Source organism: Paenibacillus vulneris (genome assembly GCF_039543185.1).
GTDB classification, from domain to species: Bacteria; Bacillota; Bacilli; order Paenibacillales; family NBRC-103111; genus Paenibacillus_S; species Paenibacillus_S vulneris.
This window is the reverse complement of record NZ_BAABJG010000003.1, coordinates 272,883-290,787: the sequence shown is the minus strand read 5'-3', so window position 1 is coordinate 290,787 and position 17,905 is coordinate 272,883. Positions and strand designations below refer to the sequence as shown.

15 protein-coding genes are annotated in these 17,905 nt (G+C 52.8%); 3 read left to right on the top strand and 12 right to left on the bottom strand.

The window, feature by feature from the left end:
* Positions 1–2: 2 nt before the first annotated feature.
* From ABEA66_RS02700 to ABEA66_RS02675, 7 genes are all read right to left on the bottom strand, one after another.
* Positions 3–1,976: an ABC transporter substrate-binding protein gene (locus tag ABEA66_RS02700; protein ID WP_345585811.1), complete on the bottom strand. Its 1,974-nt coding sequence runs from the start codon at positions 1,974–1,976 to the stop codon at positions 3–5.
* 289 nt (positions 1,977–2,265) lie between these two features.
* Positions 2,266–2,448, bottom strand: coding sequence for a hypothetical protein (locus ABEA66_RS02695; protein ID WP_345585809.1), 183 nt, complete (start codon positions 2,446–2,448; stop codon positions 2,266–2,268).
* A gap of 23 nt (positions 2,449–2,471) precedes the next feature.
* Positions 2,472–2,675: a glycerophosphodiester phosphodiesterase family protein gene (locus tag ABEA66_RS36285; RefSeq protein WP_377740296.1), complete on the bottom strand. Its 204-nt coding sequence runs from the start codon at positions 2,673–2,675 to the stop codon at positions 2,472–2,474.
* 510 nt (positions 2,676–3,185) lie between these two features.
* A complete protein-coding gene (locus ABEA66_RS02690) occupies positions 3,186–4,181 on the bottom strand; it encodes a glycoside hydrolase family 130 protein (protein ID WP_345585807.1) in 996 nt (331 codons plus the stop codon).
* A gap of 52 nt (positions 4,182–4,233) precedes the next feature.
* Positions 4,234–5,781, bottom strand: coding sequence for an extracellular solute-binding protein (locus ABEA66_RS02685; protein ID WP_345585805.1), 1,548 nt, complete (start codon positions 5,779–5,781; stop codon positions 4,234–4,236).
* 66 nt (positions 5,782–5,847) lie between these two features.
* Complete coding sequence (locus tag ABEA66_RS02680) at positions 5,848–6,720, bottom strand: carbohydrate ABC transporter permease (protein ID WP_192702206.1); 873 nt, start codon at positions 6,718–6,720, stop codon at positions 5,848–5,850.
* Positions 6,721–6,734: 14 nt separating this feature from the next.
* Positions 6,735–7,691: an ABC transporter permease gene (locus tag ABEA66_RS02675; protein ID WP_345585802.1), complete on the bottom strand. Its 957-nt coding sequence runs from the start codon at positions 7,689–7,691 to the stop codon at positions 6,735–6,737.
* A gap of 173 nt (positions 7,692–7,864) precedes the next feature.
* Between ABEA66_RS02675 and ABEA66_RS02670 the strand changes: the two genes are divergently transcribed.
* On the top strand, positions 7,865–8,071 hold the full coding sequence (locus ABEA66_RS02670) for a hypothetical protein (protein WP_345585800.1): 207 nt from the start codon (positions 7,865–7,867) through the stop codon (positions 8,069–8,071).
* 10 nt (positions 8,072–8,081) lie between these two features.
* Here ABEA66_RS02670 and ABEA66_RS02665 read toward each other — a convergent pair whose 3' ends face one another.
* The 3 genes from ABEA66_RS02665 to ABEA66_RS02655 all read right to left on the bottom strand — a co-directional run bounded on the left by ABEA66_RS02665 (position 8,082) and on the right by ABEA66_RS02655 (position 12,710).
* The gene (locus ABEA66_RS02665) at positions 8,082–9,941 is read right to left on the bottom strand and encodes a sensor histidine kinase (protein ID WP_345585798.1); all 1,860 of its coding nucleotides are present in this window, start codon (positions 9,939–9,941) and stop codon (positions 8,082–8,084) included.
* 15 nt (positions 9,942–9,956) lie between these two features.
* A complete protein-coding gene (locus ABEA66_RS02660) occupies positions 9,957–11,573 on the bottom strand; it encodes a response regulator (protein ID WP_079912796.1) in 1,617 nt (538 codons plus the stop codon).
* Positions 11,574–11,666: 93 nt separating this feature from the next.
* Positions 11,667–12,710 (bottom strand): LacI family DNA-binding transcriptional regulator, encoded by a 1,044-nt coding sequence (locus ABEA66_RS02655; RefSeq protein ID WP_345585793.1) that lies wholly within the window; start codon positions 12,708–12,710, stop codon positions 11,667–11,669.
* Between the two features lie 154 nt (positions 12,711–12,864).
* On the opposite strand from ABEA66_RS02655, the gene ABEA66_RS02650 reads away from it, so the two are divergent.
* Positions 12,865–14,268 carry an FAD-dependent oxidoreductase gene (locus tag ABEA66_RS02650; RefSeq protein ID WP_345586322.1) on the top strand — a complete coding sequence of 468 codons (1,404 nt, stop codon included), beginning with the start codon at positions 12,865–12,867 and terminating at the stop codon, positions 14,266–14,268.
* 20 nt (positions 14,269–14,288) lie between these two features.
* On the top strand, positions 14,289–14,912 hold the full coding sequence (locus ABEA66_RS02645; RefSeq protein ID WP_079912799.1) for an SGNH/GDSL hydrolase family protein: 624 nt from the start codon (positions 14,289–14,291) through the stop codon (positions 14,910–14,912).
* Positions 14,913–15,237: 325 nt separating this feature from the next.
* On the opposite strand, the gene ABEA66_RS02640 is transcribed toward ABEA66_RS02645, so the two are convergent.
* Both ABEA66_RS02640 and ABEA66_RS02635 read right to left on the bottom strand, forming a co-directional pair.
* Positions 15,238–16,548, bottom strand: coding sequence for an ABC transporter substrate-binding protein (locus ABEA66_RS02640; RefSeq protein WP_179136160.1), 1,311 nt, complete (start codon positions 16,546–16,548; stop codon positions 15,238–15,240).
* 372 nt (positions 16,549–16,920) lie between these two features.
* Positions 16,921–17,871 (bottom strand): MTP-1 family protein, encoded by a 951-nt coding sequence (locus tag ABEA66_RS02635; protein ID WP_345585790.1) that lies wholly within the window; start codon positions 17,869–17,871, stop codon positions 16,921–16,923.
* Positions 17,872–17,905 lie beyond the last annotated feature (34 nt).

Sequence of the window (17,905 nt, the reverse complement as noted above, 5' to 3'; positions counted from 1 at the left end):
GATTACTTAAAAAAGAACTGCGCTGGATGCGCATGGCCCAGATTGCGGAATTCGTCGATATCCACCAGATCCTTCGGAACGTTCCTCAGGTTATTCTTCACCACAGTCAGCGACGGCGTAGGGCCGGTATAACCGATCACCCATTGATTTTTCTGGTGCAGCTTGATGATTTCATTGCTGTATTTCAAAATTTCCTCCTGATTTTTGGCTGCCTTCACTTTATCCCAGTTCTCCAGGATTTTGGCTACGTCCCCTTCCGGCTTCACGCCTTCCTTCCCTTGCGATTGGGTATACAGTCCGTAATGACCGAGCCAAGGGGTCAGTACCCGAAGCGGAACCAGTTCGTCCGGACGATACGCTACGTTGACCAGGTTCACCGTATTCGGGAAGGCCGGCACTTTGTTGCCGTATTTCAGATCCTGTAAGGTACCCTGATCGACGATTTTCAGGTCGGTCTTGATGCCTACCGCCTCGAAATATTTCTTGATTAGTTCCATGAAAGGCGCATTTGTGGTTGTATCGGTATAGAAGGTGAGTGCCAAATCGGAGCCGTCCGCGAACAATCGGAACTTCTGGCTATCCCGCTTCGTTAAGCCGATTTCATCAAGCAGCTTGTTAGCCTGGGCTACGTCATAGGTCGCCCATTGCTTCTCCCAGCCCTCCTGGTAGCCAACCAAGCCCTTCGGTACCGATGCCTGCTGCGGCTTACCGAGTCCACTGGTGATTATCTCAGAAATTTCATTGCGATCGACGGCAACGGACAACGCTTCCCGGAACCGGATATCCTGGAACAAGGTGCGGTACTTCGGATCCTCCGTCGTCTGATTCAATTGAATGCCGGTGCTCGACCACGCGGTATTCGTCCACTGCAGTACACGGTAGTCGCCGCGCTTCTCATTTTCCTTCAGTACCGTGAAATCTTTAAACGTAAATTGGTTCAAATCGTAATTACCCGCCAAGGAGTCAAGCAGGGATTGGTTAGGATCCTGTATTTTTTTCAAATTGATCCGGTCTATGTAAGGTAGCTGCTTGCCTTGCTCGTCAACCTTCCAATAGTACGGGTTGCGCTCCATAACGAATACGTCGCTGTTCGGATCGTTTTTGGCATGCCATGCTCTAAGGGTTGGAATCTGCGGGTAGATCCAGAAGTAATATCCTGTTTCAACAAGGAACGATTTAACATCCTTAAAGCCCCACTGCTTCGCAATTTCAAGCGCCTTTTCCTCGCCTACAAACTCGGGTAGAATCGTCTTGTGGAAGTGAGCGGGGGCAAAAAACCACTTATTGTCAATAGCTACCCGTTCCAAGAACAGTACGCTCGGATATTTATGCTTCACTTTAAAGGTGTAATCATCCACCTTCGTCACTTCCGCGAGGGCTTTCTCCCCTGTGATTGGGTCAACCGAATAATAGGCATCGTAAATTTTCTTGCCGAACGTTTCTTTCTTCAGCATGTGCTCCCAGTAGAAAATGACGTCGTCCACCGTAAACGGAGCTCCATCGGACCATTTCATACCTTTACGCAGATGAATCGTAAATTCCGTGGAATCCGCATTCACCTCATAGCTTTTGGCTACGTTCGGTTCGACGCCGCTGCCGTCTGATTTAAAACGAAACAACGCTTCCTCCGTCGGCTTTCCGATAGCCCATCGGTCGTTCGGCCCCTTCCACGGCATGCGCCATTCCCCGCCATATTTGCCGATTTCCTCGACGACGCCTTCCACCATCACATCTTCCTTTGCAGGAATTCGTTTGTCGATCGAAGGCAGGCTTCCGGACTTTACCGCTTGCTCCAGCACCGGAGACTCGGTTAAAGCGCTTACAGAAAGAACTGGCGTTTTGGTCGGCGTCTTAGCCGGTTCCGTGACATGCGGCTTGTCGGCAGGCGCCTTCGCTGTATCATTGCTGTCTTCACAAGCGGCCGCAAAAAGAATGAAGATTAGCATAAGGACATAAACGGATAATCGCTTCACCATGCAAATACCCCCTTCAAAGGATCCAACCCAATTAGGCCCTGCTTTTCATGAAAGCTTGCATGACTTACGTAAACATAATCCCATCAGCCGGATTGTTGGCCGGTCCGTGTCCCCTCCCCCCCTTGCTATGAAACCGGTTTAATGAACGACAAACGACTCCTCTTGTGTAGGACTACACTCAAAGCTTATTCACACTTAAATTGGAAATTTCGCGTAAGCGCTTACTCAAATCCTGCCACTTTAGAGCCTTGTACTTTCAATTATTATATTCTTCCCTCCAGAAATAATGCTATTCTTTGAAAATATATCTATCCCGCTCGCAACCGGAAAAATATACGGATTGTGACAATCCGTGTAGACGTATCAAGTCAGCGATCGGTACAATACTTTCATCCACCTTCAGGTCATGATTCATCCTTACACCCGAAGCGGCGATAAGCGGCAAGATGTCCTCCAGCCGATGGATCTTCATAGCTGTCACTGTCCCGCCACACTCTACAGCAACGGATAATGTAGTATTTCTTCATAAGTCATTTCGGAGAGGCTATGCCATGTACCATCGACTGAAGGTAGATGATCATCATGGGCAAGTATGGGCACTCCATCCCGTGTAACCCGAATGTCCTCCTCTATGACGTCCCCCCAAGCCGGATACCGGTCACCACCGACTCTATTGTATTGTCTATTGTCCCCATACACCCGCTATGTGCGGTTATTATCGGAAATAATGACGTATTCAAATCTCCTTTCGATTTAGATAGCGCTGTCCCTCTCTCTAAGGTTAAGCGCCTAACCTCTCGCTTTCGCGGCTCTAAACATTGCCTGGCGAAACGGCGCCGCTCTTTTTTCACATTATGCCGAATTTCATAAATCGCTCATCCCCCTGTTCGTTAACGACAAAGTCTCGACCTGATCGGTCAATCATTCCTCAAGCAAGTAACTGATCTGCCAGCCTAACGCCTACTTCTCCCGCGGTGTGATCATAACAAGTGCGAGCATACAGCAGCACTTTTAACAATCAAATTCCTTGGGGTCAAACAAAAATGACCTCCTAAACGAGAAACGAGCCTTAGGATCGATTCCAGAGGCTCGTTTTTCTTTGATTTTTTTCGTGCATGGCACTATGATGCATGGTATGCAAACGGCTGGGACCGCCGGAACCCTTATCGGGCTCCGGCAGGCTGCTATATGACGTATGAGGCCGGTCGATTACTTACTGCTCAAGCACAAATTCACCAGATCGTCCACATGAGCGGTAGCCAGGCATTCCACCGTATCAGCGCCGCCGTAGTAGATTTTCACCTCGCCGTCGTCCTCGAGAATCATACCCCCAGGGAAAATGACGTCATTGCGGAAGCCTTCCCGCTCATAGAACGTTTCCGGGGCCAGCAGCGGCTCGCTGCTCATGCCGACGATCTTATACGGATTGTTCAGATCAAGCAGCATGATACCGGCACAGTAGCGCTTCTTCCAGAACGGCTCCCAGCCGTTCTTTCCGCGGGACGGATCGATGTCCACCGAGTGGAATGTCGTCAGCCAGCCCTTGGACGTTTTGATCGGTGGCGCTCCCGGGCCAATCTTGTCATTGGCGAAAGGCACCTTCTCCAGACCGAGCAGCAGCTCCGTGTTGCCCCAATATTTCAAATCCGGCGAGTCGGAAATCCAGATGTCGAAGCTATCCTTGCCGGCCTTGCCGTACACCGGGAACGGGCGCTCCAGACGCACGTATTTACCACCGATTTTCTCCGGGAAGAGCACCATGTTGCGGTTGTCCGGCGCCGACATGCTCAGCACCTCGAAGCTGACAAAGTCGTCCGTCACCGCCACCCCGCCGCGTACACCGTGCTTCGTATCCACCGCGAAGCAGAGATAGCAGCGTCCATCGATGACCGTCAGGCGCGGGTCGTACGTGCGGATGATCTCCTCGCTCTCAATGCCGAAGCAAGGCTTATTCTGCACATCCCAATGAATGCCGTCTTTGCTGAACGCCAGCCCGATGTTCGTCGTGTTGCTTGGCAGCAGTGTCTGCTCTTCCACATTACCGTAATCGTTGCGGAACAACATGACATAGCGCCCTTCATATTTGGTTACACCTGCGTTGAACACAAGCGCAGGATTGTAAGGAACGTCCGCCGCCGTCAGAATCGGATTGTTCGGATGACGGGTAATGATCGGACTGGATTGAAGAGAGCCGATGATAGACATGATATGATGCCTCCATAATAAAATGTATGAAAAACCAGCTACCAGTGGACTATTACTTCTTCACCTTAGCGTACCAGTCGTTAACTTCCTTGTAGCTTGCATCGCCGCCGGCCGCCTTGTACTTGGTCAAGAAGGCGTCGAGATTACCGATCTGCTCCGCTCCGAAGATGAGCTTGGTCGTGTAGTCACCCGCCATCGTATTAAGCGATTGGAAGCTCTTGGAGAACTCCGGCATGTAAGGCGCATAGCCTAACAAGTCGGCGACCTTGGTCGTCTCCGGCTGCACCCGGTTCATAAAGTTCCAAGCGTCGAACAGGCGCATATCTTTGCGCACACGGGCTTGCCAGTAGATCGGGTAGTTCTTGTCGTCCGTACCGGTCAAGAAGTTGTTCGCCTGGTTCCGTTCATCAGTAAAAATCGGGTTAATCGGCGTATAATTGCCATCCTTAAACGTATAGTGTTTGTTCTCCTCCCCAATAGCCATCGTCTTGAAGGTGTCCTTTTCCAGCTTGGCGTTCATCCACTTGACCACATCCTCCGGATGCTTCGAGGCTTTCGGAATGAACGTAATGCGGTCGAAGCCCTTGGTCGCGGACAAGCCGATTTGCCCATTCTTTCCTGTCAGTGCTGGGATAAACCCGCCCTTGGCTGCAGGCACGTTCTTCGTCAGGGCATCCATAATCGCCGGTACGTCGGACCAGTTCATCATAATCATGCCTGCCCGGCCGCTGGTGAATTTTTCTTTTGCGGTAGCGTCCTTGTTAGCGGCATATTCCTTATCCAGCAGCCCTTGCTTGAACAAGTCGGTGACGAATGCGACATAGTCCTTGTAAGCCGGGTCCATGACGCGCGGCGTCAGCTTGCCATTCACATCGTTCCAGAAGTTCGGCATACCGAAAGCGCCTACAATGTTAGCGATGAAAGATGCTTCACCGCTGACTGTCAGTGGAATGTTTTTATCCCCGTTGCTGCCAGGATCCTTCTCTTTAAAAGCCTTCAACACTGCCACCAGCTCATCCAGTGTCGTCGGCGCTTTCATCCCGACCTTGTCCAGCCAGTCCTGGCGAATAAACAAGTTGGTGTTGACGGTGAAGAGGCTTTTGGTCGGAATGGCATAAAGCTTGCCGTCCACCTTGGCCGCTTCCAGCGCTTCTGGATCGACCGCAGCTTTAATATTTGGACCGTATTTATCAAGAATCGGACCGAGGTCAACAAGCGCGCCTTTCTTGGCATAATCGGAATAAAGTGCCTTAAAATCGGTGGAGCCCGCCGTTGTTACCACATCATAAGGCTCGCCAGAAGCGATCAGAATGTTCAGCTTATCCTGCGGCTTATCCTGCGGAAGCATATCGTACTGCACCTTGTAGCCGGTGGCCTGCTCCAAAAATTTGGCCACGGGATATGTGTTGTAATCGTCCTTCTGCCAAATTTGCAGAGCTTTCAATTCCGGCTTGGGGCCGGCGGATGCACCCGGAGCTGCCGACGATTTGGAGCCAGTATCGGCTCCTGTGCCCGTGTTATTGCCGCAAGCGGCCAAAGCTGTGACCGACAAGCAGGCGGTGAGTGATAGGAATGTCAGTTTTCTGTATTTCTGCTGCATACGTAAACCTCCCCTAATAATGTTAGCATATCATTAAGCCCCTATGGTTTGGGCATTAACGCAAACTCAACCTTTCACAGAGCCGATGAGCACGCCTTTGACAAAATGCTTCTGCAAATACGGATACACCAGCAGCATCGGAACGATGGAAGCGATGACGGTTGCCGCCCGAATGCCTTCCGGTGAGGCGTTCATCAGCTCGTCCGCCGTCTTGCTCATCGAGGAGCTGTCTGCATCGAGCACGATGTCACGAAGGTACAGCTGCAGCGGCTTCAAGCTCGGGCTCGTGATGTAGAGCATCGGGTTGAAGTAGTCGTTCCAGAAGTACACGGCGTAGAACAGCGCGATCGTTGCCAGCACGGGACCGCTAAGAGGCAGCACGATCCGGAACAAAATCGTCAGGTTGCGGGCACCATCCATTTTGGCCGATTCCTCGAGCGCTTCGGGTAAAGATTCGTAGTAGCTTTTGATCACAAGCATATTGAACACACTTATCAGTGCCGGGAGAATGATGGACCACAGGCTGTTCACCAGATGAAGCTGCTTTATAAGCAAGTAATTCGGGATGATCCCGCCGTTGAACATCATGGTGAAGATGAACAGAATCAGGATTAGGGAGATACCGGGCAGATGTCTCTTCGACAATGGATACGCCGTGATTGCCGTGAGCAGGATCGAGAGCAGCGTCCCAACGATCGTGATGAACAGCGAGACAGAGATCGAATGCAAGAATTGAGCCGAGGATACGACATACTTCATCGTCTCCAGCTGAAATCCGACAGGAATTAGCCCGACCTGGCCGGAGATGACAGCCGATTCCTCGCTCAGCGCCTTGGACAGCACGTTAACGAGCGGGAGCAGCGTGATGAGTCCGCAGATCAACAGCAAGATATAAATGAAAGCGTCTAGTGACCAGTCACCTAAAGTTTTTTTACGCATAGTTCGATCCACTCCTACCAGATGCTTCGTTTGATGAGCTTCTTGCTGAGCTCATTGCCCAGGATGATTAAGATGAAGCCGACGACGGAATTAAACAGCCCGACCGCTGTGCTGAAGCTGTAATCCTGCTGGCCAAGACCTTGCCGGTATACGAACGTGCCGATGACGTCGCCCGATTCATAGACAACCGAGTTGTACATCGTTAAAATTTGCTCGGTACCGGCTTCCAGCAAATGTCCAAGGCGCAGCACCAGCACAAGAATGATCGTCGGCAGGATGCCCGGTAGTGTAATGTAGAGCATTTGCCGGATGCGTCCCGCTCCGTCGATGGCGGCCGCTTCGTACTGCTCCTGCTCGATACCGGCGATTGCAGCGATGAAGATGATGGCGTTCCAGCCGGATTCCTTCCAGCCGGCGGTGAAGACGAGGACACTCCGGAACACGTTGTTGTCAAGGAAGAAAGAGATGGGCGTTCCACCGAAATATTGTATGACGTTGTTGACCATGCCTCCGCTTGGCGACAGAATCGTCACGAACAGCCCGGAAATGATGACCCAGGATAAGAAATGCGGAAGGAAAATGACCGTCTGCACCGTCCGCTTGAACCATACCTTCCTCACCTCGTTCAGAAACAGCGCGATCAGGATCGGGATCGGGAAGAGCAGGACGATTTTGTACAGGCTGATGATCAGTGTGTTAATAAAGACGTGGTAGAACTCCTCCGAATGGAACAGCTTGTTGAACTGATCGAGCCCCACCCACTTGCTGCCGGACACGCCGTCGAAGATGTTGAAATCCATGAATGCAATGACAATGCCGTACATCGGGGTATATTTGAACAATAGCAAGAACAGCAGCCCCGGGAGCAGGATCAAGTAAAGATCCAAGTTGGACCGGATCAGCCTCCATCGATCGCTCTTGACTGTGGTACGCGCTTTTCCGCGCTTCAAGCTTACATCAGTCACGCTCATCGTCGACTCACCTCCAAGTTGTTATGTGTTTATTATAAGGAGGATGTCAGGAAGGCTGTAGATGGTGATATTTTTGTTTCTGGTAGTTTCTTATGGTCTTGGGGGGGAGATGTTTCAGTACCGACGTTGGTGCGCGATGGGTAGTGAGGTGCGTATGTAGAGGTTGGTGCGGAGTGAGCAGCACCCCTATAAGCAATGTATACTTCTCAAATGATAAGAAAAAGGCATTGGGTTTTTATCCCGAATGCCTCCTCAGTATTGATTACTTCAGCGTATCGAGCTGGACCTCGCAAGGGCTGTACCTGCAGGTGTATGCCGACGGGGTTACTGTTCGCGGACGTGATTTCATGAACCGCACCTGGATTAAGGAAGCCGATTGAACGATCCCGCTCAAGGTCTAGCAGAAGCAGCTGGGCCTTGTTTGTCTTGTCGTACTCCCTTGGACCTGACGGTCACTGTCGTTCCTGCGCCCGGCTCCGACTGAACCGTCAAACCGTACTCCTCGCCGGCGAACAGCTTGATCCGCTCGTTCACATTGTACAACCCGTAGGAGCTGCCAGTGCCGTCCGCCCTCATATCAGGCCGCGGCTCCATGAGCAAACGATTCGCCAGCTCCGGTGCCATGCCGATGCCATCATCTTGCACCGATAGCACCAGATCCTCCCCCTCCATTCTTGCACGGATGATGATTTCTCCGGACTCCCGCTCCGACTCCCGAATCCCGTGCAGCAGCGCATTTTCCACGATCGGCTGCAAGGTCAGCTTCGGCATCACATAGAGCTCCAGCAGGTCTTCCACCTGAATATGGAACACGAAGCTCCGCGGGAACCGGCTCTGCTGGAGCTCCAGGTACACCTTCGCCAACTCCAGCTCATCGGTGACGCTGACGACATCCTGGCCTTTATTTAAGCTCAAGCGAAAATAACGGGCCAGCCCGCCAATCATTTGGCTGATCTCGGGAGCCTTATGCCCGATAGCGATCCAGTTGATCGTATCCAGCATATTGTAAAAGAAATGCGGATTGATTTGCGCCTGCAGCGCCCGCAGCTGCGCTTCCCGCTCCTGCACTCTCGACCGGAACGTCTCCTCCATCAAGTCATGGACCTTGTGGATGAGGTTGTCGACGCTTTTTTCCAGCAGATTGAGATCCCCGCCCCCGTCAGCCGCCCCGGACCGCTCGTCCAGCCGTTCGATGCCTTCCCGCTTGATCATTCTAATGACGGTCTGCATTCGGTTGTTCAACCCTCGAACGACAAGAGCCATCAGAATAAAAACCAACAGCAGGAACAAGAGCGTAGCTCCCAGCAAAGTGACAATGCCCGATACTTGGTTAAGTGCAACGGCGCGCGAGCTGATCTCCGCTTTTGGCACCTCGACCACCAGCTTCCAGCCGGTGGAACGAATAGTCGTGAAGACGACATAGCTTTGGTCCTTATCTCTGACGATGGGGGATACGCCCTCCCCGTTGCCTGCCATGGCTTGCACCACACCGTCAGACTTCAGCCTCGTTCCAAGCAGTGACCGGTCCTTGTCCAGCACAATGGTGCCGTCAGGAGCGAGCATATACACATGCTGTTGATTGTTCAGCTGGATCGTCGACAGAATATCCTCAAGCGTCTTGACCGTCACATCGATGACGAGTACGCCCGAGAACGCATCGTACCTGTCGGGGTCGCGCAAAACCCGAGCATTCGATACTACATAGATGTCGCCCTTATCGATATATGTTTCCTCATACGCTCCCGTCCAGATCATTCGGCCGCCTGCGTTTGCCACCTCCGGGTACCATGAACGGTTCAGCAAGCTGTCCCACGGGAAAAAGTTCACTCGCTCGTTGGAAAAGTATTTCGAACTATCGACGAACAACCGGACGCGCAGCACCGCAGGATTCGCTTGGGCGTTATCGATCAGGTAGCCCAGTTCCTTCATCGCATCCAGCTGAGCGGCATAGGACGACGATTCCCGCAGGTACGTATGCAGCTTCGGATTCATCAGGATGGCATTGGACGTGTCGCGTATGGAATCGAACCGGCTGTTCAGGTTAATTTCTGCCTGCTTCAGCGTCTGCAGCATCGTCTGCGTCACTTCTTCATCCAGAATTTGCGAGGATTTCTGGGTGTACCAGTACAGCAGCACAGAAGCCGGCAGCAGAATCAGCACCACATAAGCGATCAGCCAACGTCTTGCTGCCACCACGCTTTTGGTGAGCATCAGCACATATCTCCAGCTTCGCGACAGGAACCGCCTCATCTGCTTCCACCGCCTTTACAACACATCATCCCGATACGAGCTCGGGGTGAATCCGGTATATTTCTTGAACAGCTTGCTGAAATAACTGGGATCCGAATACCCGACTGCATAACAAACTTCATAGAACTTGTTGGCTGGGTCCCGCAGCAGTGCCTTCGCCTGCTCTACACGAACCTTGGTTAAGTACTCGTTTATCGTCTCGCCTGTCTCTTGCTTGAACAGCAGGCACAAGTACGTAGTGGATAAAAAAACTTCCTTCGCAATATCCGAGACCTGCAGATTCTCCGCGTACCGCTTATCAATCAACGCTCGGACGCGCTCGATCACATTCTTCGACTTGCCGCTTCGCTTCTCACGAATCCGTCCACACACCTCGAGCAAATACTGCTCGACAAGCTGCTTGAGATCACCCAGAGTCTCCTGCTGGAATACTTGAACCATCAGCTGGCTCTCCTTTTCCTCCGCATCCTTCCGGGACACGCCGAGTTCCAGCTGGACCCGGCCTGCCAGAAGCAGCAGCTGCAGGCTGATGTTGCGCCCGTATTGGAAGCCCTCCCTACGCTTTCGGGCTAACGCATCATAGATTTCCTGAAGACCGACCAGCAGCTTGTCCTCATCCGCCGCTTTCAGCGAGGAGATCATCCGCTCGTCCTGAGCCGGGTCGAACCGATAGACACCGTCATCGCTCTGCTCCAGATTGTCCATGGAGATGATCTGGTTCTTCCCGAGGTGCCACCGCTGATCGGCGGCTTCTCTGGCTTGAGCGTAGGAACGCGGCAAAGAGGCTAGGCTTGCAATCTGCTCTCCGACGCCAATGGTCACGCTGATTTTCAAATACTGATAGAGCGCACCCTGCACATCCTCTGCCAATTTAAAGAGAAGTGACTCCTGGTCATCCCCCTCGTTCATTCGAAGGATGCCTACGAATTCGACCATGCGGTTCTCGAAGACGTAGCCCCCGATCTCCCGGTCGATCAGCTCCTGTACGATATTGAGCACCGAGTAGGACAGCAGCTGCTTGTCCCGCTCGGAGCGGGACTCCACGACGTCCGCCGAATTATCGAAACGGATCACAATGACCCAGTAAGGAGCCTCAAACGGCAGGTGAAGTCCCAGAAAATCGATCCGATCCCGTATGCGAAGAGGCGAAGCAACTCCGTCGCGAATGAGCGACATGAGGAACTTTTCGCGCAGCAGCGGCATGCCCTGGGTAAGCTTCACCTGCATGTCCACAAAGAGCCTGCGCTCCTGCTCCTCCGTCCGCAGCGTGTCGACGACGCGCTCCATCACCGCTGTAAGCTCGTGGACATTGACGGGCTTAAATATATAATCGACCGCTTTCACCTGCAGCGCCGATTTTAAATAATCCGCATCATTATGCCCGCTGATGAAGACGATCTTCAACTGCGGGTAACGCTCGCTAAGTATATTCGACAGCTGGATGCCATTCATCTTGGGCATGCAGACGTCGGTCAGCACCAAATCCGGCTTGATCCGCTCAATAACCTGAAGCGCCGCCAGTCCGTTCTCCGCTTCGTCCACCACTTCGATTTCGTAGATGCTCCAATCAAAATAATTTTTCAATCCATGCCGAACTGTCGGCTCATCGTCAACGATGACCAGCTTGAACATCGATGTCAGCCTCCCACCTTAGCAATAATCTTTATTATCTCTTAAACAAGAGGCCTTGGGCATAGGAGATTCTTATGATTTCTGGTTGAATCCTTAGTTGTATGGCTCGGACGACGTGCTGCCGAGATGCAGGTCGCAATGAATCCGGATATGCTCAAACGGCAGCGCCGGGTTCGCGATGCGCCACAGCATCCGGTCGGCTGCGCGGTAGCCGGTTTCGTGAATCGGCAGCAGCGGCCTCGTGAACGGGGGTAACTGCGAGTCATCGGACTGCTCGTTCAGGAAGCCGATTAGCGAGATCCGCTCCGGCACCCGCCACCCCAGCCGCCTGCAGGCATCGTAGACAACCGGCACCTCGTCGTTAATCCCGCAGATGACCGCGGTAGGCGCGTGGTGAACCATCAGTTCCATCAGCTGCTCCTGCCATTCAGGGCCGGTTCTCTTGCCGATGGAATGGAAGGCCGGATCCACCCTGCCCCCAAAACGGTCCATCGCATAGCAGAACGCCTGCCAGCGCAGAATGTAGCCTCGCTGCTTATGAATGTCGCCAACGTACATAATGCGGCGGTGTCCAAGGTTGTGCAGATACGCAACGGACTGGTAGGCTGCGTCGTAAACGTCCCAGATGACACTGTCAATTTTTACGCCGGGGGGAGGGAAATTAAGCAAAATCTTCGGCACCTGAAGCCGGAACAGGTTCGATTCCCATGCTGCCGAGTCGATGCTTGGCGCGATGAAAATCCCGTCCGCGTACGTCATGCCGCTTGCCTCGATCCACTGGGCCATTTGCCGCTCCCTCAGATCTCTGGGCAGCATCAGCAGCTCAATTTGATACCCGAAGGAGAAAAACCGGTCCTGCAGCCCCTGCAACAGCAGGCGATTATATGGGACAGATTCCTGGGTTTGCACCAGCACGAAGCGCCGCCGATCGTTCGGGTAAGGGGTAATATGATCGAGCCGGAGGCTGCGGATCTGGTCGAGTGTACAGTAGCCGAGCTTCTCGGCGGTTTGAAAGATACGCTGCCGTGTCGCCTCAGACATGCCGGGCTTGCCCTTGAACGCCTTCGATACGGTCTGGACGGTTAATCCGAGCTCCTTGGCGATGGTAGTAAGCGTCACTTCCTTGCGGATAGGCAACGGGTCCACACCTCCATTCTGTATGTGTCTATCGTAGCATGACATCGTTTTTAATTAAACTAAAATTAAACTAGTTCCCCCCTTCCCAGTATCTATAATGAGAAGCAAAGAGCCATATTGCAGTACATTTTTGGACTCTGAGAGGAGCATATTGATGTCAAATACGGTTAAGAAGACGGTTACGGTTCCGTCGCAAAATCTTGAAGTAAGCTACACCCCGGATGTTGTCGTTATTGGTGGCGGTGCCTCCGGCGTTGCTGCGGCGATTGCCGCTGCCCGCAATGGAGCGAGCACCCTGCTGATCGAGCAGCGCGGTTATCTTGGCGGCATGGGCACTGCGGCGCTTGTGCCGGCCTTCTGCCCTTATACCGACGGCCAGAAGCCGGTTATTCGCGGTATCGGTCTGGATTTGCTGGAGAAGATGAAGATCGAGGCTGGGGAAGATTTTATGAGCCGGTATAAGGACCTGCTCGACTGGGTGCCGATTGATGTGGAGACGCTGAAGCGCGTATATGATCGGGAGGTGCTCGCAAGCGGAGCCAAAATCCTATTCCACACGGTGGCAGACCAAGTGCTGCTGGAAGGAGACCGGATCAGCGGGCTGGTCATCAGCAACAAGTCGGGGCGGTCGGTTGTGCAGGCGAAGCTGTACATCGACGCATCCGGCGATGCGGATTTGGCGGCGCTGGCCGGCGTGCCGTTCCAGGTCGGAGGCGATCAGGGCGAGCTTCAGCCGGGCACGATGTGCTATGTGGTGACCGGGGCGGACCGGGCGCGGTTCAAGCAGTTTCTGGAGGAGACCGGTGAGCGCGGGCAGCTGGAGCGGACCGTTACGGAGGCGCAGAAGAACGGCGATTTACCGGATGGCCGCAAGCGGATTTCCGGTATGGCATGGATTACCGACTCTATCGTCGGGTTCAACTTCGGCCATATTTTCGGCATTGATGGGACGAAGGCGGAGGATCTTACCCGCGCCGCCATCGAAGGCCGCCAGCTGATCGATACGCAGATCCGCTTCCTGCGCAAATATGTGCCTGGTTTCGAGCACATTCATCTCGTGCATTCCGGCGATCAGGTCGGCATCCGCGAGACGCGCCGGATTCAAGGGGATTACACGCTTGTCGTGGAGGACTTTCTGTCGATGCGGACGTTCGAGGACGATATCGCCCGCAACTCGTACTTCATCGACATTCATCTGGCGAACGCCAGCAGCACGATGACGATCAAGCATTTGCCGAAGGGAGAGTCGCACGGGGTTCCTTACCGCTGCATGCTGCCGCAGGGCAAGTCGAACCTGATCGTCGCCGGACGCTCGGTCTCGTCCGACCGCCCGGTGCAGGGCTCACTGCGCGTCATGCCGAACTGCTTCGCCATGGGCGAGGCCGCCGGTATTGCCGCAGCAATGGCCGCCTCCGCAGGCGTTGGCTTCCGCGAGGTGTCTATCCCCGAGCTCCAGCGCAAGCTGATCGAGCAAGGTGCTTACCTCGGTGAGCGCCCAGGACAGGCGAATGACGGCGTGGAAGTCGATGCGGTTACTTTTGAAACGGAATGCAATTAAGGATGGAGTGGTAGCGTGTGATGGAGAGGCCATTGCAGGGCAAGTGGCTTGGTGCCACGTGGGGGACGCTGGGCGACAGTATTACAGCGGCAGGCGGCTATCAGCCGCACGTCCAGTCGGCGCTGGGGTTCACGGAGGTATTCAACTACGCGGTGGGCGGGTGTCCGATGACCGCCGGAGGAGACCGCGATTACGGTGCGACGACGCATGTCGGACGGACGATCGCTGCGGATCTCGATTGCGTGACGATCTTTGCGGGCGTGAACGATTTTCGGCTCGATAAGCCGCTGGGCGAGCTTGGTAAGGCAGATGTGTATACGTTCTATGGGGCTTATACAACACTGATCGAGGATATATTGATGAAAAATCCGCGCTGCCGGTTGAGCTTATGGACGCCGCTGCAGCGGGATAAGGACGGGTATGATATTTTTTATGTGAATGCGGCTGGGCATCAGCTTGTCGATTACGCGGATGCGGTGGTGGCGATTGGGCGGCAGTATGCGCTGCCCGTGCTGAATTTGTATGAATTGAGCGGGCTGAACCGGCTGACGCTGCCGTACTTTACTTCGGACGGACTGCATCCGAACGAGGCGGGCCACCGGCGAATCGCCGAATTGGCGATTCCGTTTTTGGCAGGCTTGTAGGCCGCTTCATGCGGCGGCACGATTTAGAGCATCCACAGGGCGATATTCGGCTCAGCGGACACGCAGGAGACGATTTAGCACCACGGATGCTCTATTTGCTTGAGGCCGCTCGTGTTAGGATGGTGTCAAAAAAGTTTGTGTATCATCATAGTAAGTAGGTTCAACGGGTCTATGAATCTCCTGAGAACATAGGAAATATCTCTATGTTCGCAGGAGGTAAACCAAGCATCGCGCAGCAGTCTGCACTTTACTTATTTCATTGGATCTGAGGCTCTTTGTAATACCTCTCACTCATAGATGAGTTCCTCACTCCCATTTCCAGCTTTTATTTTTGCCGGTTCGCTTCAATATTCTTTGATATTTGTTCTTCCGCCTCCCTCAGTGCTGTGTTAATATCCTTCTCCCCTTTGACGACAGGAATGATGGCATTGGACATATAACCTTCCGCGAATGAATCGTATTTGCTTACCGGAAGTGCTTTTGCAGGGCTGCTTTTAAAGGCAGCTTTCACATTCTTGCCTTGCAAATAAGGCAGGTTTTTGCCGAACTCCTGCTCTATGCTGCTTGACTTCAATACCGGCAGCCGTGCATTGCGGGCTACTTCCGTCTGCACCTCATCAGATAGAATCGTGGAAATGACTTGAAACGCTTGATCTTTATACTTGCTCTGCGCCGTGACGTGAAGAATCCACTCATCCACCTGCATGCCGGTGTTGGGGCGTTCTTTGAATGACGGGTACTGAGCCAAATCCCAATTCAAATCCTGCGCATCCTTCAAATTCGGAAGCATATTAACGGAAGTGAACATAGCGAGCGTTCGTTCTTTCATAAACTGATCCGTACCGGCGCCAGCCAAACGAGGTGTATTATTTCCGGGAATATCATAGATGCTTTTCAGTAATTCGAATATTTTTTTCCAGTTATCATTGTTCACAGTCGGCTTCTCTGTTACCGGATCGACAAAGCCGTATGACAGCACGGAAGCCATGCGGGTCGATTTATCCGGCTCCAAGCCCCGATACTGCACGCCGCCGTCGATGCGCGTCACTTTTTGGGCCAACTCTCTGACTTCCTCCCAAGTCATGCCGTCCTTCGGATATGGAACACCGAATTTGTCGAATATATCTTTGTTATAATAGAGACCGCTGAAGTGCATCGTCCATGGAAGCCCGATTAAGTTATTTTGCCGGCTTGCCGATTTTACCGATTCTACGGCGATCGGGTCCAACCGCGAAAGGTCGAAATTGAATTTTTTAATCAGCGGTTCCATATTTTCTTCCATTCCGGTTCCTACAAACCGGTAAATGATCGGGGAGGCGGTCATCACCAAATCCGGTATGTTGCCGGCGGCCATCAGCTTATCAAAACCGTTCTCCGGTTTTGACAAGTCAATGGGTTCGATTGTAATGTGCGGATAGCGTTTTTTCATTGGCTCCTCAAAGTACTTCTGGAACTCTCCAGGTCCAAGCCATCCCATACTAATACCAAATTTGATCGTGACGGGCTCGGTCGAAACCTGAGGCGGAGCATTCTTCTCACCAGCGGGCTGCTCACCGGCCGTTTTACCGTCATTTCCGCCGCTGCAAGCGGTTGCAAACAATAATAGTGACAGTGCGGCCATTCGTTTCATTCCCATGTCTTTTCCCCCATTCATCAATGTTGGAGCGAAGTTTCACACGTCTCGGCGAACGATTACAATATGCCATATGTACGGGCAAGTCGAAAATAGTTCAGTATTATGCCGGAGTCACCGCCACGGTCGATCCGTGATGGTATAGAATGTCGCTTGCAGGCAGGAGTTCCGCCCGTTGCCGTTGTGCAGAATAATAAACAATGCCAATGATGAGAACCCGAATGTGCTTATACCTACGGAATCCCACAGGATGCTAGCCACCCTCCCAATCTTGGGCGACTAACCACCAGCCACAGGGGAGATCCCGATCCTTAAGTGATCTTCAGGTCGTCATTCATCATCCTGCGGGATTCGCATTCACCTCATCTTCCTCCTCTAAACAATACGCCCATGTCCTTCGAACGGATAGTCGATCGTAATACGCCCCGCCTGACAATCGCCAATGCCGCTGTAAAGATCGGACTTGCCGTCCGGACGCATAACAATTCCCGAAGTAAAGACGCAATCGACTAAATGTGGTGCCTTGGCAGGTCCCGGCGGGTAGCAGGAGCGGCTTCCGATCAAACGAAGATCCGAGGACTCTCGGGTGGTTGGATCGAAGACGAAGGCCATGTTCAGGTACACCTTCACTTCCCCTCCATTCTCATCCATATCCTTGTAGCAAATGTGGCCGATGATGCCGATTTTGCCGCTATCAAGTAGATAAGCCTGATTAACGCCTCCCCATTCACCTTCCCCGAAGATGCCGTAAATGTACGGTGCGTTCTCAATGACGTCTGCAGTTAACTCTTCCAGTCTATCAATGACCGTGAAGCCGATCATTGCTTCGCTCCCATATTTGCCTCTAGTCTCCGCGCCACGTGGACGCGAGAAGACACCGATCTTGCCATCCGACAACGGAACAAGGCGAATATCTTTCATTTTGTTAGGTCCGGTAGTGAAGTAGTACAAATTATGGAGGTCGGTACCACGGAAGAAATAACCAAAAAACGTACTGTATCTTCCACTCTGATATTGCACATGAGTCCCTCCCATTACTAGCTCATCGCCGATCTCACTGATGAAAGGGTCCTCCAGAGTATAGATCATGCTATCCTTCACCACGGTCCATTCATCCTGCCCCGTCTCCTCGAACAGGCGGACCCAAGAGCGGGCCCACTCTTCACGACGTTCTACCCGTCCGAACAAATAGCGCTTCCCGTCCCGTATGAACGGAATCGAAATATTGTAGACATCAAAACCGTCTACACCATGAAATACCAGTGTCTGGCTCTCATAGATCTTTTTTGCCGCCTCAAATTCAATTCTTTGCTTCTGCAGGGTCAAATTTCTTCACACCTTCCTTTTGATTTCGACTCGC